This window comes from Agarivorans sp. DSG3-1 (assembly GCF_046774965.1).
Classification (GTDB): Bacteria; Pseudomonadota; Gammaproteobacteria; order Enterobacterales; family Celerinatantimonadaceae; genus Agarivorans.
Map to the genome: position 1 here is coordinate 3275375 of NZ_CP177241.1, position 23703 is coordinate 3299077.

21 protein-coding genes and 1 pseudogene are annotated in these 23703 nt (G+C 43.7%); 16 read left to right on the forward strand and 6 right to left on the reverse strand.

Going from position 1 to position 23703, the window contains the following annotated elements; genetic code table 11:
• Positions 1-8: 8 nt before the first annotated feature.
• Positions 9-938: a polysaccharide lyase family 7 protein gene (locus tag ACLD71_RS15210; RefSeq protein WP_411991225.1), complete on the reverse strand. Its 930-nt coding sequence runs from the start codon at positions 936-938 to the stop codon at positions 9-11.
• 353 nt (positions 939-1291) lie between these two features.
• Here ACLD71_RS15210 and ACLD71_RS15215 point away from each other — a divergent pair, with 353 nt between their 5' ends.
• The 11 genes from ACLD71_RS15215 to ACLD71_RS15265 all read left to right on the forward strand — a co-directional run bounded on the left by ACLD71_RS15215 (position 1292) and on the right by ACLD71_RS15265 (position 11483).
• A complete protein-coding gene (locus ACLD71_RS15215) occupies positions 1292-1720 on the forward strand; it encodes a GFA family protein (RefSeq protein ID WP_411991226.1) in 429 nt (142 codons plus the stop codon).
• 124 nt (positions 1721-1844) lie between these two features.
• Positions 1845-2747, forward strand: a complete 903-nt coding sequence (locus ACLD71_RS15220) for a dienelactone hydrolase family protein (protein WP_137672981.1) — start codon at positions 1845-1847, stop codon at positions 2745-2747.
• Positions 2748-2934: 187 nt separating this feature from the next.
• Positions 2935-3858, forward strand: a complete 924-nt coding sequence (locus ACLD71_RS15225; protein ID WP_411991227.1) for an arginase family protein — start codon at positions 2935-2937, stop codon at positions 3856-3858.
• Entirely contained in the window at positions 3858-4322 is a 465-nt protein-coding gene (locus ACLD71_RS15230; protein ID WP_411991228.1) for a GNAT family N-acetyltransferase, read from the forward strand. Before ACLD71_RS15225 ends, ACLD71_RS15230 begins: the two co-directional genes overlap by 1 nt.
• 147 nt (positions 4323-4469) lie before the next feature.
• Complete coding sequence (locus ACLD71_RS15235) at positions 4470-5516, forward strand: bifunctional transcriptional activator/DNA repair enzyme AdaA (protein ID WP_411991229.1); 1047 nt, start codon at positions 4470-4472, stop codon at positions 5514-5516.
• Positions 5509-5889 carry a luciferase family protein gene (locus ACLD71_RS15240; RefSeq protein ID WP_411991230.1) on the forward strand — a complete coding sequence of 127 codons (381 nt, stop codon included), beginning with the start codon at positions 5509-5511 and terminating at the stop codon, positions 5887-5889. Before ACLD71_RS15235 ends, ACLD71_RS15240 begins: the two co-directional genes overlap by 8 nt.
• Before the next feature lie 115 nt (positions 5890-6004).
• Complete coding sequence (locus tag ACLD71_RS15245; RefSeq protein WP_411991231.1) at positions 6005-7870, forward strand: putative nucleotidyltransferase substrate binding domain-containing protein; 1866 nt, start codon at positions 6005-6007, stop codon at positions 7868-7870.
• An 8-nt stretch (positions 7871-7878) separates the two neighbouring features.
• Positions 7879-8580, forward strand: a complete 702-nt coding sequence (locus ACLD71_RS15250) for a 3'-5' exonuclease (RefSeq protein WP_137672976.1) — start codon at positions 7879-7881, stop codon at positions 8578-8580.
• Between the two features lie 253 nt (positions 8581-8833).
• A complete protein-coding gene (locus ACLD71_RS15255; RefSeq protein WP_411991232.1) occupies positions 8834-9640 on the forward strand; it encodes an LEM-3-like GIY-YIG domain-containing protein in 807 nt (268 codons plus the stop codon).
• 166 nt (positions 9641-9806) lie between these two features.
• Positions 9807-10625 (forward strand): TIR domain-containing protein, encoded by an 819-nt coding sequence (locus ACLD71_RS15260; RefSeq protein ID WP_411991233.1) that lies wholly within the window; start codon positions 9807-9809, stop codon positions 10623-10625.
• A 342-nt stretch (positions 10626-10967) separates the two neighbouring features.
• Positions 10968-11483, forward strand: a complete 516-nt coding sequence (locus ACLD71_RS15265; RefSeq protein WP_411991234.1) for a shikimate kinase — start codon at positions 10968-10970, stop codon at positions 11481-11483.
• A 242-nt stretch (positions 11484-11725) separates the two neighbouring features.
• On the opposite strand, the gene ACLD71_RS15270 is transcribed toward ACLD71_RS15265, so the two are convergent.
• A complete protein-coding gene (locus ACLD71_RS15270; protein ID WP_411991235.1) occupies positions 11726-13504 on the reverse strand; it encodes a sodium:solute symporter family protein in 1779 nt (592 codons plus the stop codon).
• A gap of 477 nt (positions 13505-13981) precedes the next feature.
• Here ACLD71_RS15270 and ACLD71_RS15275 point away from each other — a divergent pair, with 477 nt between their 5' ends.
• Both ACLD71_RS15275 and ACLD71_RS15280 read left to right on the forward strand, forming a co-directional pair.
• A complete protein-coding gene (locus ACLD71_RS15275; RefSeq protein WP_137672971.1) occupies positions 13982-14704 on the forward strand; it encodes a FadR/GntR family transcriptional regulator in 723 nt (240 codons plus the stop codon).
• Between the two features lie 550 nt (positions 14705-15254).
• Positions 15255-17090, forward strand: coding sequence for a polysaccharide lyase family 7 protein (locus tag ACLD71_RS15280; protein ID WP_411991236.1), 1836 nt, complete (start codon positions 15255-15257; stop codon positions 17088-17090).
• Between the two features lie 51 nt (positions 17091-17141).
• On the opposite strand, the gene ACLD71_RS15285 is transcribed toward ACLD71_RS15280, so the two are convergent.
• The gene (locus ACLD71_RS15285; RefSeq protein ID WP_411991237.1) at positions 17142-17396 is read right to left on the reverse strand and encodes a hypothetical protein; all 255 of its coding nucleotides are present in this window, start codon (positions 17394-17396) and stop codon (positions 17142-17144) included.
• Between the two features lie 310 nt (positions 17397-17706).
• Between ACLD71_RS15285 and ACLD71_RS15290 the strand changes: the two genes are divergently transcribed.
• The 3 genes and pseudogenes from ACLD71_RS15290 (at position 17707) to ACLD71_RS15300 (ending at position 18443) form a co-directional block, all read left to right on the forward strand.
• Positions 17707-17973: an SDR family NAD(P)-dependent oxidoreductase gene (locus tag ACLD71_RS15290; protein ID WP_411991238.1), complete on the forward strand. Its 267-nt coding sequence runs from the start codon at positions 17707-17709 to the stop codon at positions 17971-17973.
• Positions 17974-18079: 106 nt separating this feature from the next.
• A pseudogene (locus ACLD71_RS15295) lies at positions 18080-18181 on the forward strand (SDR family NAD(P)-dependent oxidoreductase); the annotation flags it as partial.
• Between the two features lie 28 nt (positions 18182-18209).
• Complete coding sequence (locus ACLD71_RS15300) at positions 18210-18443, forward strand: SDR family oxidoreductase (protein WP_411991239.1); 234 nt, start codon at positions 18210-18212, stop codon at positions 18441-18443.
• 132 nt (positions 18444-18575) lie between these two features.
• Here the strand turns inward: ACLD71_RS15300 and ACLD71_RS15305 are convergent, their stop codons facing one another.
• The 3 genes from ACLD71_RS15305 to ACLD71_RS15315 are packed head-to-tail and all read right to left on the reverse strand — an operon-like array spanning position 18576 to position 23695.
• Positions 18576-19205, reverse strand: coding sequence for a CDP-alcohol phosphatidyltransferase family protein (locus ACLD71_RS15305; RefSeq protein WP_137672968.1), 630 nt, complete (start codon positions 19203-19205; stop codon positions 18576-18578).
• 48 nt (positions 19206-19253) lie between these two features.
• Positions 19254-22313 carry an error-prone DNA polymerase gene (locus ACLD71_RS15310; protein WP_411991240.1) on the reverse strand — a complete coding sequence of 1020 codons (3060 nt, stop codon included), beginning with the start codon at positions 22311-22313 and terminating at the stop codon, positions 19254-19256.
• Positions 22313-23695 (reverse strand): Y-family DNA polymerase, encoded by a 1383-nt coding sequence (locus ACLD71_RS15315; RefSeq protein WP_411991241.1) that lies wholly within the window; start codon positions 23693-23695, stop codon positions 22313-22315. Before ACLD71_RS15315 ends, ACLD71_RS15310 begins: the two co-directional genes overlap by 1 nt.
• Positions 23696-23703 lie beyond the last annotated feature (8 nt).

Genomic DNA, 23703 nt, shown 5'->3' on the forward strand with positions numbered 1-23703 from the left:
GCTTGTGTTTATTTAGCCGCGCCGTGAGTGACGTCTAAGCTGTAAAACGTTGCTTGAACGTAGTCTTCTGGGTCACCAGAGCGGTTTTGATTGTATACACCCGCTTTGAAATACATCCATTGGTCTTTTAAGCCGTAGCCAGAATTTTGCATATCTACTTTTTGCACCACATCGGCTTTGCCTTCACGGCTAATCGTTACTGTCATATCAGCGCCATTAATGTCAATTTCGTAAGAGAACTTCTCGCCTAAAGCGATACCGTCATCATATGACTTAGCGATGTCTTTATCTTTTTGTTTCCAGTAATTTGGTTTAGTTGGGCCAATCATTGGGAAGGTAATATCATCGCCACCATTTGGCTCGTGGCTTATCCATACCGAACCCGTTTCATGGTTAGGCAGTTTACGGTAGTAAATTTTAACTGGCTCATCATCGGGTGCATGAATTTGACCAATAATAACGCGGCCTTGTTGCCAAATTTCACCGGTAGAGGTTACGTGGTCAACAGACAGAGTCGCTTTTAAGTTACCATCCACACCCGCTGCATTTTTCAATGAATCTGCTGACTCGTTATGACCAAATACCCAGTTGTTACCGTTAACGCCTTTAGTTTTGTGGCTGGTGTTGCCGCAACGCATCATTTCTCGAAGCTCTGAGCGAACATACTTCGTGTTTTTAGAGGTTTTTATCCCTTGAACAGGAGAACGGAAAACAACGCCGTCTTTTGCTTCATTTACGTAAAAGTAATCAGCGTGCATCGCGCCTTTAGCGATCTCTTTTTCACTGAATTCAGTAGGGCGATCGCCATTGTCTAAAGACACTGGCAACGTTACTTTCCAACAAGATAGGTCTAGCACCTCTGCTGGCGTGGTATTGGCAGCGGATACACTAGTGCTTAAAGCTCCTAGCATCATAACAGCAAGAGTTTTTACTTTCATAAGCTCACCTTCAACTACTTAGATTGATATTTTGTACTACAATAACACCAAGATACCTCTGGTTAAAAACCAAGGTCAATTAGAGCTTGTGCTAAATGAGACATCAAACTGTCTTCACTCAAATTATCAGCGTTTAATTGAGCTGATGTATCAAACTCAAAGCAAGGTTCCAGGCTTGGAACAACGTTGTTAAGCCCATTATTAAAACACCATTAGCTGCATTTTTTAGTGCCATAGCGTCTTTCAACTAAGGTATTTTAAGTTTTTTGGGAGAAGCATATAGTCACTGCTGCCTCAGTAATACTCGCTACACTTAAGTTGTTCAGTAAGCAAGGAAACCAAGGGGGGGATGTATGCAAGAAGTCGATATAGAGGGGAGCTGTTTATGTGGAGAGGTGCACTACCAAATAAACGGCAATTTAGGCATTTTTCAATATTGTCATTGCTCTCGATGTCGTAAATTTACTGGTAGTGCCCATGCTGCTAATTTGTTTGTATTGCCCAGCCAGTTTAGGTGGTTGGCCGGTGAAGACAAGGTTCAGCAGTATCAACCTGAGCACACTAAGTACTTTGCTACTGCCTTTTGTCGCACTTTTGGTTCGTCTTTGCCTTGGCTAGCGAAAACGGGCAAAACTATGGTGATCCCAGCCGGTACCTTAGACCAGCACCCCAATATAGAACCGATTCAGAATATTTTTTGTGCCGACAAGGCACCTTGGTTTGTCGACAACCAGCAGCTTCCGCAATTCGCTGCATTACCACCGCGTAAACCCAAAGCATGAATGGATATTGGCTTATCTAACTTAAGTGATCGAAGTGATAGTTTGTAAAGTAATACTAAGTACTTTTAATTGAGCTAAAGTAATACATTAAACCAAAAGGTAGGAGCAAGTGATGGAAACACCAATGACAGGACCGCAACACAGCAAACCACAGTATGCCATTCCTCAAGAGGCCTTTGATTGGTACGACGAGTATGCTCATGGCCTTATTGACCGCCGTACTTTTTTAGCGCGCTTATCTAAATTAGCGGCTGTGGGGTTTTCCATGGCGGTGCTGTCGTCTGCCTTGTTACCTAATTATGCCTTGGCAGAACAAGTGTCGTTTAACGACCCAGAAATAAAAGCGCAGTTTGCGACTTTTGATTCCCCCAAAGGGTATGGAGAAGGGCGTGGCTATTTAGTGATGCCTACCAATTTGCAAGGAAGCGCTCCTGTGGTCTTGGTTATTCATGAAAACCGAGGGCTTAATCCTTATGTTAAAGATGTCGCGCGACGTTTAGCGAAAGATGGCTTTATCGCCTTTGCACCAGACGCGTTACATAGTTTAGGCGGCTACCCTGGCAATGATGATGAAGGCCGCAGTATGCAAAAATCTTTAGACCGCGCCAAAATTGAACAAGACTTTTTAGCTGCCGCTAGTTTTTTAAAAAGCCACTCTGCCAGCAACGGTAAGTTAGGTGCAGTTGGTTTTTGTTTTGGTGGTTATGTGGTGAACATGCTGGCTGCGCGCATGGGCACAGAGCTTAATGCAGGCGTACCGTTTTACGGCACCCCTGCTGCAAAAGAGTTAAGAGCCAACATTAAAGCGCCGTTGCAGATTCAGTTAGCTGAGTTAGATAAACGGGTAAACGCTACTTGGCCTGAGTACGAGCAAGACTTAAGGGCCAATAACGTCGACTTTGACATGCATATGTACGCGCAAGCCAATCATGGATTTCATAATGACTCCACAGGCCGTTATGACAAAGACAACGCTGAGCTAGCGTGGAACAGAACCATCGCTTTCTTTAAGCAGCATTTAGCTTAATTAATCCCATCTAGGGCTTTGCTTATTGGTGTTAGCAAAGCCCTTTTTATTTTAGATTTGTCTGCCACGGTAGCTGCCCACTTCATTTTCCCGTTTAATCAATAGATTACTGATGAATAAGTTATTTGTTAGTGGTTTAATTGATCTCTACTTTTAGCGTTAGCTACCACTCGCGAGTTTACCTAATATGACCAAACGCTTTGACATCATCGGTGCTCCCTTCAATCATTTAGGTTGCGTGACCACTAAGCAAAATACCGTAGATGGTCTTAGGCAAGCTAGCCAAAATACTTGGGTAGGGCTATCGAATTGGATTGATGTTAGAAATAGCTGCTGGAATGCGGACATTAAAGATTGCGGTGATGTGAGCCCTTCTTGTGAGGTATTACGCTTGCTTGAGGCAGAACAAAACGTAAGCGCCTTAGCGGATTACGGAGGCGCGCTTTGCGCTGCCGTACTCAATAGTTTTGACCAAGGGCGCACTCCCATCACTATTGGTGGGGACCATTCTATCGCGGTGGGCACACTGCAGGCGGTAATGACCTTTTGTCAGAAACAACGGGACAAAAAGGTAGCGGTTATCTGGGTGGACGCACATGCAGATTGTAACGATAAGCTAGATGGCAATTTGCATGGTAAACCTTTAGCGATGCTCATGGATAAATACCCTGATAAAGCGTGGGAAATTGATCCAGAACGAGTGCTTAAGCCTCAAGATATTTATTACATTGGGGTGCGAGATGTGATGCCTAACGAGCAACGGTTGATTAGCGAACTTGGTATTCGCCATTACGGTATGCCAAGCATAGATAGCTTAGGAATAAACGGCGTTATTTCTAGTTTGATGACTGAGCTAAATGACAACTACGATCATATTTATTTGTCTTTTGATTACGACGCGCTAGATGGCAGTATTTATAGAGCGTGCGCTACGCCTAATGTAGGTGGCTTAAGCGCCAGAGAGGCAATCCACTTGGTCTATTCGGTTGCATCTAGCCCTAAATTTGTCGGCGCTGACTTTGTAGAATATATGCCAGAACTGGATGACAATGGAGTATCCAAAGAACTAATGATTAAGCTGATAGATGCAGTGTGGGGGTTTAGAACCTAATGGTTAAGCTAAGGGCAATTACCGCTAAGGAGTTTGCAGACTACTGCGAGTATTTTGTTGATGATTACAGCCGCGATATCGCAGCGAATCAAGGGCACTCTAAAGAAAGGGCGTTAGAGTTAGCCCAACAAACACTAGAACAAAGCTTTCCGCAAGGGGCAGAAAGCCAAGGCCACCAACTGTTGTGTATCGAGCAGCAATCAGAGTTGATTGGTTATTTATGGCACTCTATTCAAGCCTGTGACCAATCCACTTACATTTATGATTTTTATGTTTTCCCCAAGCAGCGCAACAAAGGGTTTGGGAAACTGGCGATGAAGGCGCTTGAACAGCAGTTGACGGGGTTTGGTATTAACCAAATCAAGCTTAGAGTCGCATTTAGTAATCAGCGCGCGTTAGCATTGTACCAAGAGATTGGCTTTGTGGTTACCGGCTACAACATGTCTAAAACCATTACCCAGTAGCGTAAACTTAGTTGGCTTTTGGCGCCGTTATTTAGCGGATTGCCTAACAACGGGCCGGAGAAAAAATACTTGTTCATTTTTCGGTAGCCGTTAAATCTACACTGAGTTATTTTGGTTTTATCTACTCTTATTAAGCAGTAAAGGTTTATGGAACCACTAAGCTTTCAGCAAAAGTATGACGCAATGAGCCGCAAGGATGCTCAGTACGAAGGGGTGTTTTACACCGCAGTAAAAACCACCGGTATTTTTTGTCGGCCAAGCTGTCGAGCGCGCAAACCTAAAATTGAAAACGTCACCTTTTACAACAGCGCGCAAGAAGCTCTGCAACACGGCTATAGAGCCTGTAAAGTATGCAAACCGATGCAAGCTTTAGACGAAGCCCCAGATTATATAAAAGCGCTGTTAGATGATATTCAGCAAGATAATTTCACGCGGATAAAAGACGGTGATTTGCGCGCCCGTAACCTAGACCCGGCTCAAGTTCGCCGCTGGTTTAAGAAGCATCATGGGATTACTTTTCATGCCTATCAACGCATGGTGCGAATTAACTCGGCCTTTAGCCAAATTCAACAAGGCGACAGCATTAGTAATTCAGCCTTTGATTCAGGCTACGAATCGCTAAGTGGGTTTAACGAAGGCTTTAAAAAAGTGTTTGGTGGCGCGCCAACTGGCAAAACCAGCAACGTGATTAATATTGTGCGTTTTACCACGCCAATTGGGCCCATGTATGCCTGCGCCACTCAGCAGGGGATCTGTTTGTTGGAGTTTACCGACCGCCGAATGTTGGAGACCGAATTTAACGATCTCACTAAACGTTTAAAAGCCGTTATTCTGCCAGGAGATAACCCTCATCTGGATCAAGTTCAGACAGAAATTGCTGAATACTTTGCTGGAACCCGCAAACAGTTTGACGTAGCACTAGACACTCCAAGCACCGAATTTAGGCAATTGGTATGGCGTGGGCTAATGGATATTCCCTATGGCGAAACACGAAGTTACGGCCAACAAGCAGAATACTTAGAGGTACCTAATGCCGTGCGCGCGGTAGCCTCGGCAAATGGCCAAAATCGTATTAGCATTATTATTCCCTGTCACAGAGTGATTAGCGCTAACGGCCAGCTAACAGGCTATGGTGGTGGTATTCATCGCAAAGACTGGTTGCTGAAACATGAAGCGGGTTTGCACAATGGCTAAACAAGAAAACTCAGAGCAAATTGCCGCTTTACAGCAGCAGGTAAAGCATTCTTACTCGCCACTAAAACAGCAACTGCATACTTGGCTGCTAGCGCAAGCGGGTATTAGCGAGACGTTTTGGTCAAACGACAGTGGAGGCTTTTACGGCTTTGTTTACAAGGGCAAAGAGTTTGCTCACTTTCATCAAGGTAATGAATTAGATTTAAAACTAGGGCGAACAAGCATTGCTGAACAAGGCTTGCAGCATCCTGCATTCTCTTTATCCCATCCTAAACGCAGCCCACGTTCGGCCTGGATAGAGCTTGGTTTTTCTGACCAAGGCTCTTTGCAACAGATACAAGTTTTGGTCCTATTGGCTATTTCGCCTCTATAGTTGTCACTGTTCTATTGTTGATAAGTGGCTAAATGGGCGCCAAATTCGAGTTAGCTCATAGTAATTACACGCAATAACAATATAATAATACTATTACTGCAAATAGGTTATTACCATGCCGCAAACACTGTTGCCGAACATTATCGAATTTTTGTCGCAGATTTATCCATTTAATTTATTGCCGCCAGCCTTGCAGCGGCAAATTGGAGAGTCGGTAACCATTAGTTATTTGGCGCGAGGCGAGCAAATTCGTTTCGGTTCAGATAAATCAGAGTGTTTCCTATACATTATTCGCACCGGGGTAATGGAGCAGCGTAAACCTGATGGGGTGTTACGCTCAAAACTCGGCGAAGAAGACTTATTTGGTTTTACTTTTTTAGAGCCACTAAAAGACGCGCTAGATGGCTATAGTGCAACAGCGATAGAAAATACCTTGCTGTACATGGTGCCGCATACCGAGTTAACCCAACTGCTTGAGCAACACCCAGAATACGCCGACAGCTTTGCTTCTAAAGCGCGAGTACGCTTGCAGTCGGCGCTTAACGTGGTGTGGTCTGACAACGAGAAAGGCTTATTCTTTAAAAAGGTGTCGGAAGTTGCTAGCGGAACGGTTGCAGTGGTCACTGCTGATATGTCGATACAAGCGGTGGCGAACGAAATGCGAGTGCAGTGCCGCTCGTCTACCGCGGTGATTAAAAAAGACGGTGTTATATGCGGTTTAATCTCAGACCGTGATATGACCAAACGGGTGATTGCCGAAGGCTACGATATCACTCGCCCGATTAGTGACGTAATGACCTCGCCAGCTGTCACCACTAAACCGAACGATCTTATTCTTACTGCCGCCTCACTGATGATGGAACACAACATTCGCAGCTTACCAGTGGTGGAGAACAATCAGGTATTGGGCTTGCTCACTACTTCACATTTAGTGCAAAAGCACCGCGTACAGGCGATCTTCCTGATTGAAAAAATCAAGTACACCGAAACTGTAGAAGGGCTAGCAAAACTTACTTCAGAGCGCCAAGCCATATTTGAAGCACTGGTCGAAGGCAAGGTGAGGGTAGAGGTAATAGGCCGAGTTATGGCCATGATAATGGATGCCTATAATCGCCGACTGATTCAAATGGCCGAAGCCAAACTAGGCGATCCACCTTGTGCATATACCTGGGTAGTAGCGGGCTCTCACGCTCGTAACGAAGTACACATGTTGTCTGATCAAGACAGTGCTATTATTTTGCCAGAGAATGTTAGTAAGTCTGACCGCATGTACTTTACCCATTTAGCCATGTACGTGTGTAATGCCATGGACACCTGTGGTTACCCCTTATGTACCGGCAAGTTTATGGCAGCGACACCAAAGTGGTGTCAGCCGATTAATGTATGGAAAGAGTATTACCGTAAATGGGTGTCTAACCCTGAATACAGCATGTTGTTAAACGCCACGGTGTTTATGGAAGTTCGCAGTATATATGGCGACGCCAGTTTGTCGGAGCAGCTTCAGCAGCATTTGTACGCCCTGCTTAATAACAATAAAACCTTCTTAAACTCACTGGTCACAGACTCTGTATCGGTACAACCACCCCTAGGTATTTTTAACAACCTAGTGTTGGAGAAGGGCGGCGAACACAGTGAAATGCTCGATATTAAAAAGTACGCCTTATTGCTTATTGTCGACTTAGGCCGCATTTACGGTTTAGCGGTTAATAGTGACGATACCGGCACCGAGCAACGCTTCACCAGTGCTGCAAAGAAAAAAATACTCAGTGAAGACGCCCTAAAAGACGTACTAGGCGCTTATCGGTTTATTACACAACTTAGATTCCGCCATCAACTTAAAGCATTAAAAGAAGGTTCTGCGCCAGATAACTATATTGCCCCTAAAAGTTTTGGTAACTTTGAACGAGAGCACTTAAAAGACGCATTTCGTATCATTAACAACCTACAAGATGCTGCTAAGCTGCGTTTTAGCGAAAAATAGGGTAAGCAATGTTCACACGTTTTAAACCACTGGCGAAGCTAGGCCGCGCCCGCGCAAAGGTGATAGCTAGTGGCGGTTTACCTAAAAAGTTTATTGGGCTGTTAGAAGCCACGCTTCCCAGTGAAAGCTCCAATATTAAAGACCTCGAGTTTCTCGCCTTCGATCTTGAAACCACCGGCTTGCACCCAGAAAACGATCATATTCTTAGTATTGGCTACACCGTGATGAAGAATTTGAGCATAGACCTAAACAGCGCCTCGCATTGTTACATCAACAGTGGCAACAAAGTTAAAGCAGAAACCGCGGTTATTAATCAGATTGTGCCAGAAATGCTCGCGCAAGGGATTAGCCTAGACCAAGCTATGGATCAGCTTTTTGAAGCGATGCAGGGCCGAGTATTACTGGTGCATGGCTGTTGTGTAGAGCAGCAATTTATTGATTATTACCTAAAGCAGCGATACCAGTTGAATACCTTGCCTTTGGTTTGGGTAGATACCCTAAGCTTAGAGAAATCTTTAATTGCCAATGCCAATCATCAAAAAACCGGGGATTTTCGATTGTCGGCCATTCGCCAACGTTATGGCTTGCCCGAATACCATGGTCACAACGCACTGATGGATGCCGTAGCCACTGGCGAGTTATTTCTCGCCCAAACTAAGCGCATTTTTGCAAAATCTCCGCAAGTGATTGGATCACTGATTAAGAAATAAAGGCAGCTATTCAAGTTGCTTTTTTCTACATTCGATTAAGTTTCGCTTTTTCCAACAAGGCTTGCATTTCTTTATTTTGAGTTTTTTGTCAACTTATTGATTTACCCACGGAAAATCAAATGTTTAATAGGTACGCTTGAGGGTATGAAGTGAGTGATGAAATTGAAAGGTGTATTGTATTAAATAATGCTCCCTCCATATTACTAAGCTGTTAGATTTAAAAGTTTGGAATCATTAAGTATAGGATTAACTTATGTCTGATAATTTCTATGTTTACGTTTACATAGACCCAAGAAACTATGAAGAATTCTACTTTGGTAAAGGAAAGGGCTCGAGAAAAGAAGAGCACCTTTCCGAGAAAAATGATTCGCTAAAAGTTAAGAGAATTAATGAAATTAAAGCTGCCGGTTTAAAGCCAACCATAAGAGTTATTGCGAAAAATTTAACAGAAAAAGAAGCATTGTTTGTTGAAAAAACACTCCTTTGGAAACTAGGGAATCTAACTACAAATGTAGCCTCAGGACACTTTAGTGACAAATTTCGCCCTCATAATACCATGCATATGGAGTTGTCTGGCTTTGATTTCCAAAATGGAATTTACTATTACAATGTTGGTGAGTGTGAATATCGATCTTGGGATGACTTTAAAAACTATGGCTTTATCTCAGCAGGTCAAGGTATTCGATGGAAAGACTCGCTGAAAGGTTTTCAAAAAGGAGATATTTTCTCTGCTTATCTTAAATCCCACGGCTTCGTCGGAGTTGGACGCATTAAACAAATAGCCAAGCCAATCAGAGAGGTATCAATTCAGGGTAAACCGTTACTATCCTATGAATTGAGCTGTCAAAATATGAGCGAGAATATAGATTCAGATGACCTTTGTGAGTATGTCTGCCTAGTTGAGTGGTTATCATCAGTGGAGAGAAATCAAGCTAAGTGGTTAAAAAAATCTGGTTTATACACAACTACCCATGTTCGTGCCTCGCTGGATGGTCAGCCTGATACAGTTGCGTTTCTAGAAAAAGAATTTGACCTAGATATTCGTGCGCTAATGATGTAGATCTAACAACATGTTCTAGTGTTTTCTCTAGCGCCTGTCACTTTAAGGGGATTTTTGTTTTAGTGTTTACCGCAAAACTTCTTAAGTTGGGTGGTAACGCTGCTCAACACTTAATTATGTGTTGGGCTCTCACTTGCATTGATAAGTTAGTTCGGGAATTTAAGATTTGAGTATCGAGTTTTTAGAAAGTGATTTTGATAAAGTTAGCTATATAGCGAGTGTTTTGACTGCTAGAGCAACTGGTATGGCGTTCGATCCAAGAGAGTATGAAGTTCTACGGAAAGAATTGCTCAATGCCCCCGGTATCGCACCGCATTTACCATCTTTGGTAAGGCAGCATAGGAGTCTAGATTCTTTTTGGGGATTCATTCAACCGAAGTTTTCTACTTATGCAGAGCGCAGAACCTATTTATCAGAGCAGTTTACTCAGTTACTTGATGCACTAGAATTTGGCACTCTAGTTCAGTCTACTTCGATGTCTTCCCCTGCAATTCAACCACCTAGTAGCTCTGTATCAAAACTACCGTCGGTAACGCGGAACAAAAGAAAAGTTTTTATAGTTCATGGAAGGGATAACGAAGCAAAGCAAGAAGTAAGTAGATTTATTGAGAGTTTAGGGCTCGAAGCGATCGTCTTACATGAACAAGCAAGTTCAGGGATGACAATTATAGAAAAGATAGAGCATTACTCAAATGATGCTGACTTTGCTCTAGTGTTATACACCGCGTGTGATAAAGGTCGAGGAGCATCTGAGACGACAGTTCCAGCGAGAGACCGCGCTAGGCAAAATGTTGTCTTTGAGCATGGCTATTTGATGGCTAAACTTGGGCGGGAAAATGTTTGCTCCCTAGTAAAGGGGCAAATTGAAACTCCGAATGATATAAGTGGAGTCGTCTACATAGAGCTCGATGGCTTCGGTGCTTGGAAAAATGACGTTTCCAAAGAGTTAAAAGCTTGTGGCTACAAAATTTCTCAAGTTTTTTAAGGAAGTTGATAGTGAAAACACCTAATAGGAAACGACTTTTTCTAATGAAAATTTTTTGCGCCACTTGTTCATTAACGTTTCTCGGCGCTGCTTTTTATTTGGTTCGAATTTCTAACAAGGTAAGCCTTTAGTATGAATACTTATCCTATCATCAATTGACAACTTCCTGCTCATAGTTAAGGATAAGGCTATGAATACTTATCTTACGCAAACAACGCTACGAATTATCATCATTCCTTGGGAATGGTGGGATTGTTAATGCGCTGTTGATGTGTAAAACCCACCCAAAGAGGTGGGTTTTTTGTATCTGCCTCATGGGGATGATTACTACAAGGAGTTCACATGAAGAAAATAGCGGTTTTTGGTAAGCCGGGCAGTGGTAAATCCACCTTAAGCAAGGCATTGGCCTCTGCTGTAGATATTCCTTTATATCAACTCGATTCGCTGGTGTTTAAGAAAAATGGCCAAAGGGTAGCGCGTGAGATATATGACCAAACACATCAGGACATCATGTCTCGCGAGCAGTGGATCATCGACGGCTTTGGTCCGCTAGCTTCCTTCAATCAGCGTTTAGCAGCGGCAGACACCTTAATTTACATCGACCTGCCTTATCCAACCAGTTATTGGCTTGCGACTAAACGAATGCTTAAAGGCTTGTGGGTAAAGCCTGAGGGTTGGCCAGATGGTAGTTCGGTGCTAAAAGGCACGCTGCAGAGCTATAAAATGCTCAAGCTAAGTCCAACATTCTGGAATGATGATTTTGTAAAAGGCTTAACAGAGCGGTCTCAAGATAAAGAGTTGCATCATATTAAGAGTGTTGCTGAGCTAAATGGTTTTGTTAGGTATGTGACTAAGTAGTGGCGTATACACTGGCAAATGGCGGCTTACTTTAAGCGAGAGCCTAGCAAACTCGTGTTGTTCGGCTCTTTAGAAAAAGCAAAAAGAAAAGCTAAGCGGCTTACGCTTAGCTTTTTATCTACTAGAAGAGACCCAGCTTTGACGTTTTTACCAAGGCCTAGAACCAAAAAGGCAGTGTTTAGGCCAACACCCTAAACACTGCAAAAGAAGGAATGGTCAGTTCCTATATACTACAGGTCTTACTATGATTCTGATTCTACTGCTGGTTGGCTAGTAGGAGGTGTTTTGTTACTGGTGTTCGCTTTAATCAGTAGCACACCAACACAAAGAATAATGGCTCCACATAAGATAAACACTAAACGGTCACCCATGCTGTTTGGCAATACCACTAACAGCATAACAAAGGCACCTGCTGCGGCGATTAATTTACCTAACATGCTACGTTGTTTATTATCTAGCACTTCTTGTTCTGCAGACTCGTTCACTAATGGTGTATGTAAGTTGTTAAAGAACTTGTCTACATCTTTAGAGCGCTCTTCGCTCAAGCCTTTGTAGAACAATTGAGACATTACAAAGAAACCACCGGTTAGAGTAATGTGGCCAATTAGAGCAATGGCTACTTTAAGGTCTTTCCACTCACGGTTGGTTAAGTCTTGGTCTAGGTTGAAGATATCTTGGATATGCTCTGGACCAATCACAAAACCTACTACGTAAGATACACAAGCGCCTACTAGTAGTGTTCCCCAGCCAGCCCAATCAGGTGTCTTCTTAATGAAGAAGCCAAGGAAGGCAGGAATGGTCATTGGGAAGCCAAGCATGGCACCGGCAAACATCATTGCGTCGAACAGGCTTAACCCTTTGAGCGAGTTAATGAATAGGGCGAATAAGATAATTAGTACACCAAACACTGTTGAGGTGATTTTAGAAACGGCGACTAACTCCTTTTCTGATGCGTCAGGGCGTAGTACTGGTTCGTAGAAGTTTTTAACAAAGATACCAGAGTTACGGTTAAGGCCTGAATCCATTGAGCTCATTGTTGCGGCAAACATTGCAGCGATAAGCAAACCTACCATACCTGCAGGCATGTAAAGCTCAACAAAGGCTAGGTATGCTGCGTCGGCAGCTTTGCTGCCCATTTCTGGGTGCATGGCGGCTAGATCTACGCCTTGGCCTGCTAAGAACCATGGTGGAATAAACCAAATCACCGGGCCTAAGGTCATTAAACAACAGGCTAACAAAGCCGCTTTTTTAGCATTTTTTGAATCTTTAGCCGCTAGGTAACGGTAAGAGTTAAGCATGTTATTGGTAATGCTGAACTGTTTAACAAAGATGAAGAATGCCCAAATGGTTAAGATGCTTACGTAGTTAAGGTTGTCACCAATAACGAAGTCACGTGGGAAGTCATCTAGAATGTTACCTACACCGCCAGAGTGGATAATGGCAACTATACAACAGGTTACTGTTACGGCCATAATCACCACCATCTGCATAAAGTCAGATGCGATTACCGCCCAAGAGCCACCCGTTACAGACATAATAAGTACGACTAAACCGGTTAGTACAATGGTCCAGGTCATGTCGAAGCCAAAAATACCAGAGGCAATAATGGCCAAACCATTTAGCCAAATACCGGCAGATACCACACTGTTTGGCATACCAGACCAAGTAAATACTTGCTCGTTATATTTACCAAAACGCATGCGGATTGCTTGAATTACCGTTACAACACGAAGTTGACGGAATTTAGGTGCGAAGTAGGCGTAGTTCATAAAGTAACCAAAGGCATTGGCTACGAAGATAATGGCAACGGCTAGGCCGTCGGTGTAGGCTTTACCTGCGGCACCGGTAAATGTCCAAGCACTAAACTGTGTCATGAAGGCGGTTGCACCTACCATCCACCACAACATCTTGCCGCCCCCGCGGAAATAGTCACTGGTATTATTGGTAAATGTACGGAACATCCAACCGATTGCGATTAGAAAACAAAAATAAATGAGTACGATAAGGACGTTTAAATCCATGTCTGTAATTCCTCTTCCATAGTAGATAACCTTACCTTAACAAGCACTATGGCATTATTGTATTACATAAGGGGCTAAGTGAGATTATGATCTCACTTTTATATCTTGTCAGATTGAAAACGTTATCTAGATCCCATCAAAATAGTCTCAAGCTTCTTATTTAATTTTTAGTTATCGGTGACTCTCTCGCACAAACAGTGTTTAGCTATTACGTTTAGGGGGAAGAGAAAATAACATTAATTGTAATACATATATGGTGGTTTTTTAAGCGATACTGTCGGGAATAGGCAACACATTTAGTCATTTTTGGTAGTGACTGTATTGAAAAAAGTACAGTAATATCAAAATCCTATGTGCAGTTAGCTAGTGTAAATGTTGAAATCTGTTAACGTAGACACACTTTAGTTGAGCGGTATTGAATATGCTGCACTAAATTAATATGTATGGTTGATTTCATAGGATAGCAAAAGGACACCTATGGCTAACGAATTTGCAATGATTGAAGGCGCATCGCGCAGCTTACACTTACAGGTAGCAAGGGAAATAGCTAAAAGCATTTTGTCTGGCGCGCTTCCTCAAGACAGTATTATTCCTTCAGAGATGGAATTGTGTGAGCAGTTTGGCGTAAGCAGAACTGCGTTGCGTGAAGCAATTAAACACCTCAGCTCTAAAGGCTTGTTAGAATCGCGCCCCAAAATTGGCACCCGAGTGAAAACTAGGGACCATTGGAATATGCTGGATTCTCAGTTGTTAAGTTGGATGGCAGGGATAGGCGAAACCCAAGACCTGCTAACCGAGTTTTTAGCACTGCGACGTGCCATTGAGCCAGAGGCCGCAGCGCTAGCGGCAAAGAACGCTTCGGCTGAACAACGGGTATTGTTGTCTGAATGCTTTCAGCAGATGGTAGCCATTGCTAATGGCGATGAAGATGCCTCTGGTTGGGTACAGGCTGATTTACAGTTCCACCGTTTGGTTTACTTAGCAACCGCGAATAATTTCTATATTCCATTTGCTAACGTGCTGCAGGTAATGTTTGTGGGTTTCTTCAAACACTCTTCAAAAGAAGGGGGCACATGTATGGCCGAGCATACTGCTATTTATCAAGCCATTATGGCAGGTGACTCTGAAAAAGCCCGAGCAGCTAATTTAGAGCTCTTAAATAACAGTAAGCACCGCCTTCCAGAGGAAGATGTGGCTTAAAACGGTTAGTAATGAAAAAAGCCTCGCGTCGCGAGGCTTTTTTATTTCATTTAGTTAGCTTACACCTTATATGCCATACAATTGGTAGCGTATTACCTCATTATATTTTGTCTTGAAAAATCACTAAATCCTCATTCATTACCGCTTTTGCACAAAAACATCCTGCCAACTTATTTCGTCCATTGGTTAAATTGACGGCTTACTCTGTAAATTCAGTGATATTTACATTAAATCACTATTCTTCGTTTAATTTACTGATTTTATTGCACTTATGTAATTGAAGTTAATTAACCAGGCTTAGTGAGCTGCCTCAAGTTTTTGGCAGAGAATTAGCTCGGTGGTCAGAAATGTGATCATCACAAAGGTGGTATTGTATGATTTATTGTTAAGGTTTGTTTAACATTTCTAAGCAGTAGTGAATAGGAAATTACCGCAATGTGGTATAGCGGCTAGCCTGTTAGCGCATGGATGTGTAAGCGATGCCAACGACGAGAGCGAGGGCACGAAATGGACAGCCTTTAGTGGGCGCATATACATAGGACATATAATAATGAAACTGACGCGAAATCACATCACTGCTGGGCTAGGTGCCTTAGTATTGTTGCAATCTCCTGTATTGCTAGCAGAAACAATTTCTCTTACTAACCCCGGATTTGAAAGTAGCAGCCAATTTGATGGCTGGACAGATACCGATCCTTCTTCTTTGTCTGGTGTTGCTCAAACCGGCAGTAAATCAGTAAAAATTAACGGCAGTGGTGGAAGTGTAGAGCAAACGCTTAACATTGCGGCTAATACTTCCTATACGCTAACGGCCTTTGTTAAAGGCTCTGGCACTATTGGTTTGCGTTTTGGTTCGCAAGAATATACTAAGAAAATTAGTGCTAGCAGTGATTGGACGGAAGTGAGCGTAACCGCCAGTGCTGGCTCTGCTAACCAAGTGACGGTATTCGCAGAATACAATGGCGCTGAAGGCCGTTTTGATGATTTCTCTTTGAGCAGCAGTTCTGAACCTAGCTCTGTTACTCCCCCTGTCAGTGCTGGTTCATGCTCTTCGCCAGCTAACCTTACTATTGCGTCTGCCAGTGATAATGGCAGTAATGATGGTCATGGCCCAGAAAACGCTATAGACGGCAACCTAGGCACTGAGTCTCGTTGGTCATCTCAAGGAATTGGCAAACAGATAGTGTTTGATTTACAAGCTAACGCCAATGTGACGAGTATGGATGTGGTGTTTTTAAAAGGCGACCAGCGTTCGAGTTACTTCGATGTGGCTACCTCTAGTGATAACAGTAATTGGACACCGGTATTAACGGGTGCGATGTCGAGTGGTATTGAAAGCGGTTATGAAAGTTTTGATATTAGCGACAGTGACGCTCGTTATGTAAGAGTTACCGGGCAAGGGAATTCTGCCAATAACTGGAATAGCATTATTGAAGCGAAAGTATTTGGCTGTATTGATGGAAGTGCTCCCGTTGACCCTGTCGATCCGGTTGACCCAGATCCCGTAGACCCAGTAGATCCTGCACCGGTTGATCCTAACCTTAATCCGTCTTTACCCCCATCGGGTAACTTTGATTTGTTAGATTGGACCTTAAGTGTTCCAGTAGATGATAACGGTGACGGTAAAGCCGATACGATTAAAGAGCAAGCCTTATCAAGCGGTTATCAAAGCAGCGAGTTTTTCTATACAACGACAGACGGAGGCATGGTATTTAAAGCGCCGATTAGTGGTGCTAAAACATCCTCGAGCACCTCTTACACTCGCTCTGAATTACGTGAAATGTTGCGTCGTGGCGATACCAGCCATAGCACGAAAGGGGTTGGCAAAAACAATTGGGTATTCTCAAGCGCTCCTTCGTCGGCTCAAAATGCAGCGGGTGGGGTAAACGGGGTATTAGACGCAACCTTGGCAGTAAACCATGTAACAACCAGTGGTGATAGTGGTCAAGTAGGCCGAGTGATTATTGGTCAGATCCATGCAAATGATGACGAACCAGTGCGTATTTACTTCCGTAAGTTAAAAGACAATGTACGTGGTTCAATCTACATTGCTCATGAGCCACGCAGTGGCAGTGAACAATACTACGAGATGATTGGTAGCCGAGACAATAGTGCCAATGACCCTGCAGACGGTATTAAATTGAATGAGCGTTTTTCATATCAGATTAAAGTGGTTGCTAATACCTTAACGGTAACTATTCGTCGCCCTGGTAAGAGTGATGTTGTTCAAGTGGTTGATATGAGTAATAGCGGTTACGATATCTCTAGTCAATATATGTATTTTAAAGCTGGGGTTTATAACCAAAATAAAAGTGGTAATGGCTCAGACTATGTTCAAGCAACTTTTTATTCTTTGAGTAATACCCACAATGGTTATTCTTACTAAGTTAACCGTTGAATAAATAAAAGCGGCAGCCTATGGCTGTCGCTTTCTATTTTAATGCGATGTATATATACGACGGCTGTATGATACGTTCTTAGGTCTAGTTAAATCGTTTACCTTGATGTAGCTATCTACTGTCGAATACTGTTTTATCGACGGCGCTGTGTACATGTTGCGCTGCATGTCCTCAGTTTTTTCCCACATGCTAATGGTAGAGTAATGCTTATTACAGCAAGAGCCGCTGGCCATACCTAGGCTAGAATAAAACATTCCCATAAATAAACTTAATGCGATTAGTATTTTATTCATTGTTCTTTCCTCTTATTGATTACACTTAAATAGAACGTTTGTTTTTGTGTTTATGTTCACGTTTATTTTAATTATTTTGTTTTTACTGCTTCTGAATCTTCGATGTTCTATTTAAATCATTTACTTAGCGCCTTTGGCTGTTTAATTCGTTTTTAGTCTTTTAAATGCATTGAGCAAGTCACTGCTTGGTGATTTTCTAGGTAACTTACCTTGTCCCTCCGGTTTGTAACTCTGTTACTCGCGCCGTAAGCGTTAACTTAGCGTCATTCCAGAGCAGCAAGTGGCTGCACAAACAGAGTAGGGGTAAGCAATGAATCACTTTTTTAATTTAAATGAAAAGGTAGCGGTAATTACTGGCGGTACGTCTGGCATTGGTGCTGCCACTGCTGAGCGCTTAGCTAATGCAGGCGCTACTGTTGTAGTTGCGGGTCGTAAAAATGCTCAAGAGTTTGCCGAGCGCTTAGGCGGAAGTTTTGTTAAAATCGACGTCTCTGATGAAACGTCGGTTAAAAACCTAATGGCAGTCGCCCATGATCTCTATGGAAAATCGATATTTTGGTTAACTGTGCTGGTGTAAATCGTGGTTACAACACGCTATTGGAGTCAGAGCAAGAAGATTTCGACTTCAACTTTAAGGTTAATACCATGGGGTGGTGTTTGGAATTAAACATGCGACTCCTCATATGCCAACAGGCGGTAGCATTGTGAATGTCGCCTCAGCCGCAGGTATGCAAGGGGTGCCATATTTAGCTCCCTATGTTAGCTCTAAGTGGGCAGTGTTGGGTATAACTAGAACTGCCGCCTTAGAGCTTGGTGAGCAAAACATTCGGGTTAATACCATTTGTCGGAGGCGGAGAGCCGCAACTGCGTATGGAGCAAAAAGCTGTGCCGCTTGGCCGAATCGCAGAACCAGAAGAAGTTGCGGCTATCATTCATTTTTTATCTGCGCCTGATTGCGTCTTTGTTAATGGCCAAACTATTGGTGTAGACGGTGGTTTTGCTGCAGGTATGAGCATGAATGCTTATAACTGCTTAGCCGAGAGTTAAGTTTACATAAACCGATAAGTATCTGGTGAGTGGTAATCACTGCCTGTTGCCACTTTGGTGCTTATTCATAGCTTTATTAGCCACCGGTAATACGCGGTATTACCGGTTTTTTTAGGTTCTAAAAACGCTTTGTTAGTCGCACTCTTTGGGGCTGGCGTCGATAAAAGTAGCTTTGGCCGCCAATATTCGAGTGACAGTGGTAATGCTGCACAATGCTGCAAAGGTAAACGCCAAAACGGCAAAGTACTGCGGAAACAAACAAAACAATACAAAGGTGGCAATGGTTTCGGTTCCCTCAGTTAACCCTCCCAGATAGTACAACGACTTATGCGGGTACACGGTATTATCTATGTCGCGTTTAGCGGCCATAATGGCAAAGGTTAAAAAGCTAGACCCGGTGCCCATAAATGTCCAAATAAGCACATTGGCTGCGATGGCATTTTGCTCTGGCGCGGCGAGGGCGAATCCCAATACAATGCCGGAGTAGAAAATAAAGTCACAGACAATATCTAAATATCCGCCAAAATCGCTACAGCCTTGTCGTCTTGCCAATGCGCCGTCTAAGCCATCAAAGATCCGATTGAGGATTATCAATAACAGAGCTATTTGATATTGTTGAAAGGCTAAAAATGGAATGGCACTTAAGCCAATAAAAAAGCCAATAATGGTGACTTGATTAGCACTAAGGCCTGCTTTGTCGAGGATTTGTGCGCTTAAATCTAATGGCGTCTTTATGATTTTTATGGCGTAGCGGTCTAACATTGTTGTCCTATTTACTTGCTGCTTAACTGTACATTGTCGTTGCTTAGTTCAGTGAAAATCGCGTGAACGCACTGAAAGATCGGCTAATAACCACGAACAGTCTTCTAGCTTCCCTGCAATAATGTGTATTACCTCATCGCAGCGCTCTAAACGACCATGAACCTTAAGTAAACGAGATGAGATAAGGGCTTGGCGCTGCGCTTTAGCGGTTGCTGACCAGACTATCACATTGCTGTTGCCTGTTTCATCTTCTAAGGTAACGAAGGTGACATCTGCCGAAGAACCAGGTCGTTGTCGACCCACGACTAAACCTGCCACCTTAACCAACTGACCGTGCTTACACTGATGTAATTGCGTTTGCGAGTAACAATTTTTTAGTGCTTGATGTTCGCGCAATAAATGCATGGGGTGGCGCCGTAAACTCAAGCGTGTAGCGAGGTAATCTTGTTTAATATCTTCAATTTCGCTAGGGGCTGTGAGGTTTACCTCGGCTTCATTGGGCATATCAAATAATGGCAGTGGCGCTTCTGTGCCACTCATTTGCCAGCGAGTTTGATGGCGATGACCCGCTAGGCAAGCAAAAGCATCGGCGGTAGCTAAAGACTCTAGGCTGGTTTTATCTAACTGTTGGGTGAGTTGATTTAAGTGGCTAAACCCTTGGCTAGGGCGGTTTGCTAATAGATGAGCAAATTTGCCTTTATTTAAGCCCTTAATTTGTTTTAAACCCAGCCTAATCGCCCCTTTAGCATGTTGACTGTAATCAAGGCTATGCTCCCAATCACTTTGGTTTATATCGATAGGTAGAATGGTTACGCCATGGCGCTGAATATCTTGAATTAGCTGGCTAGGGCTATAAAAACCCATGGGTTGGCTATTGAGTAAGGCACAGCAAAACGCGGCGGGCTCATGACATTTTAACCAAGACGATATATACACCAATAATGCAAAGCTGGCGGAATGCGATTCTGGAAAACCATATTCGCCAAAGCCTTGAATTTGTGAAAACACGCGCTCGGCAAAATCTGCAGGGTAGCCACGTGCTTGCATACCGTTAATCAGTTTGTCTTTAAAGTAAGCCAGTTTGCCGTTACGTTTCCAGCTGGCCATTGCGCGGCGTAACTGATCGGCTTCGCCGCCACTAAACCCTGCGGCCACCATCGCGAGTTTAATCACTTGTTCTTGAAAAATAGGCACGCCTAGGGTTCTGGCTAATACCGACTCTACTTCGGGGCTAGGGTAGTCTACAGTTTCTTCACCATTACGCCTGCGTAGATAGGGATGCACCATGTCTCCTTGAATGGGGCCTGGGCGAACAATGGCCACTTCAATGACTAGGTCATAATAGTTACGCGGTTTTAGCCGCGGTAGCATGCTCATTTGCGCCCGCGATTCCACCTGAAAAATTCCTACACTGTCACCTTGGCAGAGCATGTCGTAGGTGGCCTTATCATCTTGAGGAATATCGCTAAGGCTAATGGTGCGTTGTTCTCGCTGGCTTAAACTGGCTAAACAGCGGCGAATAGCACTTAACATGCCAAGGGCGAGCACATCTACTTTCATTAAATGCAGTGCTTCTAAGTCGTCTTTATCCCATTGAATTATGGTTCGGTCAGGCATGGCGGCATTTTCTATCGGCACTAAATCGCAGAGCTTATCCTGCGCAATCACAAAGCCGCCAACATGCTGCGATAAGTGCCGAGGAAAACCACGTAATTGCGATACTAACTCTGCAAAGCTGCGGGCATTATTTTCGGGTAACAAACCCGCCTGCACGATCTTATTCACCGTATTGCTGTTGCCATCGCGCCAATCAATATTGTGGTTTAGCCCATGTAAAATGTGCGCGGGGATCGCCAAGGCTTTACCTATTTCGTTAATTGCACTGCGAGTGCGATAGGTGACAATACTGGCTGCCAACGCTGCACGGTCACGGCCATATTTGTTGTAGATATATTGAATGACTTCTTCGCGGCGTTGATGCTCAAAATCAACATCAATATCAGGTGGCTCATCGCGTTCTTTTGAAATAAAACGCTCAAACAATAAACCCACTTGCTGGGGGTTAACTTCGGTTATGTTTAAGCAGTAACAGACCACCGAGTTAGCAGCCGAACCGCGCCCTTGGCAGAGTATTTTTTGGTGCCTTGCATACGCCACAATGTCGTAGATAGTGAGAAAGTAGTGCTCGTAATGTAGCTCACTAATTAACGCCAGCTCATGTTCTATTTGTGTGCGTAACTCTGTCGATAGGTTATCTTCAAAACGTTGCTTAATGCCTGCTTCTACTAGTTGACGCAAATATTGCTGGGCGCTGTAGCCTTTAGGGACATTGTCTTTGGGGTATTGGTAGCGTATTTCGTTTAGGCCAAAGCTGCACTGTGCTGCCAGTGTTGCACTGCGTGTTAGCTCTTCGGCCAAATAGCGCTGTTGTAAATGCGACCACTGTAATAAACGCCGCTCGGCATTGCTGCTAAGTAAAAAACCTGCCTGCTGTACCGTGCTGTGTTGGCGAATGGCATCGAGTATATCGGCTAGTTTTTTTCTATTAGCAAGGTGCATGCGGGGATTGATAGACGCTACGCAATCTATTTGTTGTTGTTTAGCAAGCTGGCGAAAGTTATCGAGCAGGCTAACAGGTTGCGATAAATCGTTATGCAGTAGTAAATAAATAGGCTGCTTCAGCTGCTGTTTAAGTTGACTAAGTTGAGTGGCTTGCAGATTTTTATTGGCTTTTACCAGCACCAAACACTGATCTAAGCCTTGATCAAACTGCGCCAAACTTAGTTGATAGCTGCCTTTTTTACTATGTTTTCTGGCCTGAGTAATAAATCGGCAAAGTTGCTGATAAGCATTAAGGTTTTTAGCCAATACCACTAATTGGCATTGCTCATCGGTAGTGAATTGGCTGCCAATGATCAAGTTAATATTGAGTTGCTCGGCCGCTTGATGAGCTCGAACGACACCACTTAACGAGCAATCATCGGTAATTGCGATGGCTTGGTAGCCATAGCGTTCAGCTTGTTCCACCATTTCTTCTGGGTGAGACGCGCCATACAAAAAACTGAAGTTACTTTGTGCGTTAAGTTCGGCAAAAGGGAGAGTACTCATTAGGCAAACCAGCCATGTAAAAACCACTGTTTATTTTCTTGGCAAATCCACGCTATGCCTTGCTGCGGGCATTGCGCCATATAGTAATCTCGATTAATGCTTTGTTCGTCCCACCAACCACTGGCGATACGCTCTGGTGGCGAAAGCAAAGTGAAGTGCCGAATATTAATAGGTTTTAACTGAGGCAATAGCCAGCAGGGCCGAGGAAATAGGCTCGGGTAGCTAAGCGTGTCTTGCTGTTGCAGAGGTAAATACTGGCTGGCACGCTCGGGGCGATAATCGGCTTGGCAACTTAAGCGGCTGATGGTGTGCTCGCCTAAACGTACGCTGAGCTGATCAAACAATAAGTTGTCATCGCTGGATTGCTGCTGTTCAAATAGGCTACTCACCTCACTACCTAATGGATAAAGCGCCTGACAATATAGGGAAAACTCAAGCACCGCCGCAGGCAGGCGTAGCGTGTCTAGTTTTAGCCTAAATAGGGCTAACCAATCTTGGCTGGTTTGTAATAAGCGAGCGCTTTTAAGGCTTACTTGCTCACTGGGTTTATCGCGAAAAGATAAAGTAAGCAGTAAGGTGTTACTGCTTAACTGGCGCTGCCTTAACCACTGCTGTAAATGCTGGCAGGCTTGCTTGAGGGGAAAGCTTAAACCTTGAATAGTGTGAGTTTCACTTAATAAGGGGAAACGTTGTTGATAGCAGGCCTTTGTTTGAATAAATGTAAACGGCGTATTTTGCAACCCCAGCGCTTGGTCTAGAGCACCTAAGCTCTCTTCACCAAGGCGTTTACGCAATTCGGGACGCGGCAGGTTGCTAAGTTGTTTGATGGTATATAAACCCATAGCCTGCAAGCTAGTGACTTGGGCACTAGGAAGATCGCTATAACTTAAAGCGAGGTCGGGCAAATGCTTGGTACCTGTTTCAGGGTGCTTTATATCTTGCGAGCGCACTAACCAACGCGCGGCTATGGCTGTTTCTGCGTAAGCGATGCGAAAACTAACTTGCTGGCGCTGATAATGCTCTGCTAGTTGTTTTAGGTGCTTTTCTGGTTGCTGGTAAATACTCAGCATGCCAGCCCCGCTAATGTATAAACCTTGCTCTTCATGTAAAGCCACTTGAGCACAATACTGTAAAGCTTGTTGAGCCAAACTGTCGAAATAGGCCTCGCACGATAAATCTGCTTGTTGGTACAAATGTAATTGTGGCGCTAGTTGGTAGGCTGTGTTCAGAGAGCTACCTAAATATACACCTAGCTGATAAGCGACTTGGTTAAGTTGAATGATCTGTTTGTTGTGATGAATCGCCAAGGCGTGCTCAGCGGGGTGCTCGCGCTGTAGTAAGTCCAGCGCGAGCTGAGGAAAATCAAGGTAAATCCAGTACATGTGTTGCT

Bases quoted from the DNA above. Each gene is read 5' to 3' on its own strand.
- ACLD71_RS15275 (WP_137672971.1), top strand. From the start codon at position 13,982: ATGGCTAACGAATTTGCAATGATTGAAGGCGCATCGCGCAGCTTACAC.
- ACLD71_RS15250 (WP_137672976.1), top strand. From the start codon at position 7,879: ATGTTCACACGTTTTAAACCACTGGCGAAGCTAGGCCGCGCCCGCGCA.
- ACLD71_RS15245 (WP_411991231.1), top strand. From the start codon at position 6,005: ATGCCGCAAACACTGTTGCCGAACATTATCGAATTTTTGTCGCAGATT.
- ACLD71_RS15310 (WP_411991240.1), bottom strand. From the start codon at position 22,313: ATGAGTACTCTCCCTTTTGCCGAACTTAACGCACAAAGTAACTTCAGT.
- ACLD71_RS15210 (WP_411991225.1), bottom strand. From the start codon at position 938: ATGAAAGTAAAAACTCTTGCTGTTATGATGCTAGGAGCTTTAAGCACT.
- ACLD71_RS15270 (WP_411991235.1), bottom strand. From the start codon at position 13,504: ATGGATTTAAACGTCCTTATCGTACTCATTTATTTTTGTTTTCTAATC.
- ACLD71_RS15255 (WP_411991232.1), top strand. From the start codon at position 8,834: ATGTCTGATAATTTCTATGTTTACGTTTACATAGACCCAAGAAACTAT.
- ACLD71_RS15305 (WP_137672968.1), bottom strand. From the start codon at position 19,205: ATGTTAGACCGCTACGCCATAAAAATCATAAAGACGCCATTAGATTTA.
- ACLD71_RS15240 (WP_411991230.1), top strand. From the start codon at position 5,509: ATGGCTAAACAAGAAAACTCAGAGCAAATTGCCGCTTTACAGCAGCAG.
- ACLD71_RS15280 (WP_411991236.1), top strand. From the start codon at position 15,255: ATGAAACTGACGCGAAATCACATCACTGCTGGGCTAGGTGCCTTAGTA.
- ACLD71_RS15315 (WP_411991241.1), bottom strand. From the start codon at position 23,695: ATGTACTGGATTTACCTTGATTTTCCTCAGCTCGCGCTGGACTTACTA.
- ACLD71_RS15230 (WP_411991228.1), top strand. From the start codon at position 3,858: ATGGTTAAGCTAAGGGCAATTACCGCTAAGGAGTTTGCAGACTACTGC.
- ACLD71_RS15220 (WP_137672981.1), top strand. From the start codon at position 1,845: ATGACAGGACCGCAACACAGCAAACCACAGTATGCCATTCCTCAAGAG.
- ACLD71_RS15265 (WP_411991234.1), top strand. From the start codon at position 10,968: ATGAAGAAAATAGCGGTTTTTGGTAAGCCGGGCAGTGGTAAATCCACC.
- ACLD71_RS15235 (WP_411991229.1), top strand. From the start codon at position 4,470: ATGGAACCACTAAGCTTTCAGCAAAAGTATGACGCAATGAGCCGCAAG.
- ACLD71_RS15215 (WP_411991226.1), top strand. From the start codon at position 1,292: ATGCAAGAAGTCGATATAGAGGGGAGCTGTTTATGTGGAGAGGTGCAC.
- ACLD71_RS15290 (WP_411991238.1), top strand. From the start codon at position 17,707: ATGAATCACTTTTTTAATTTAAATGAAAAGGTAGCGGTAATTACTGGC.
- ACLD71_RS15225 (WP_411991227.1), top strand. From the start codon at position 2,935: ATGACCAAACGCTTTGACATCATCGGTGCTCCCTTCAATCATTTAGGT.
- ACLD71_RS15285 (WP_411991237.1), bottom strand. From the start codon at position 17,396: ATGAATAAAATACTAATCGCATTAAGTTTATTTATGGGAATGTTTTAT.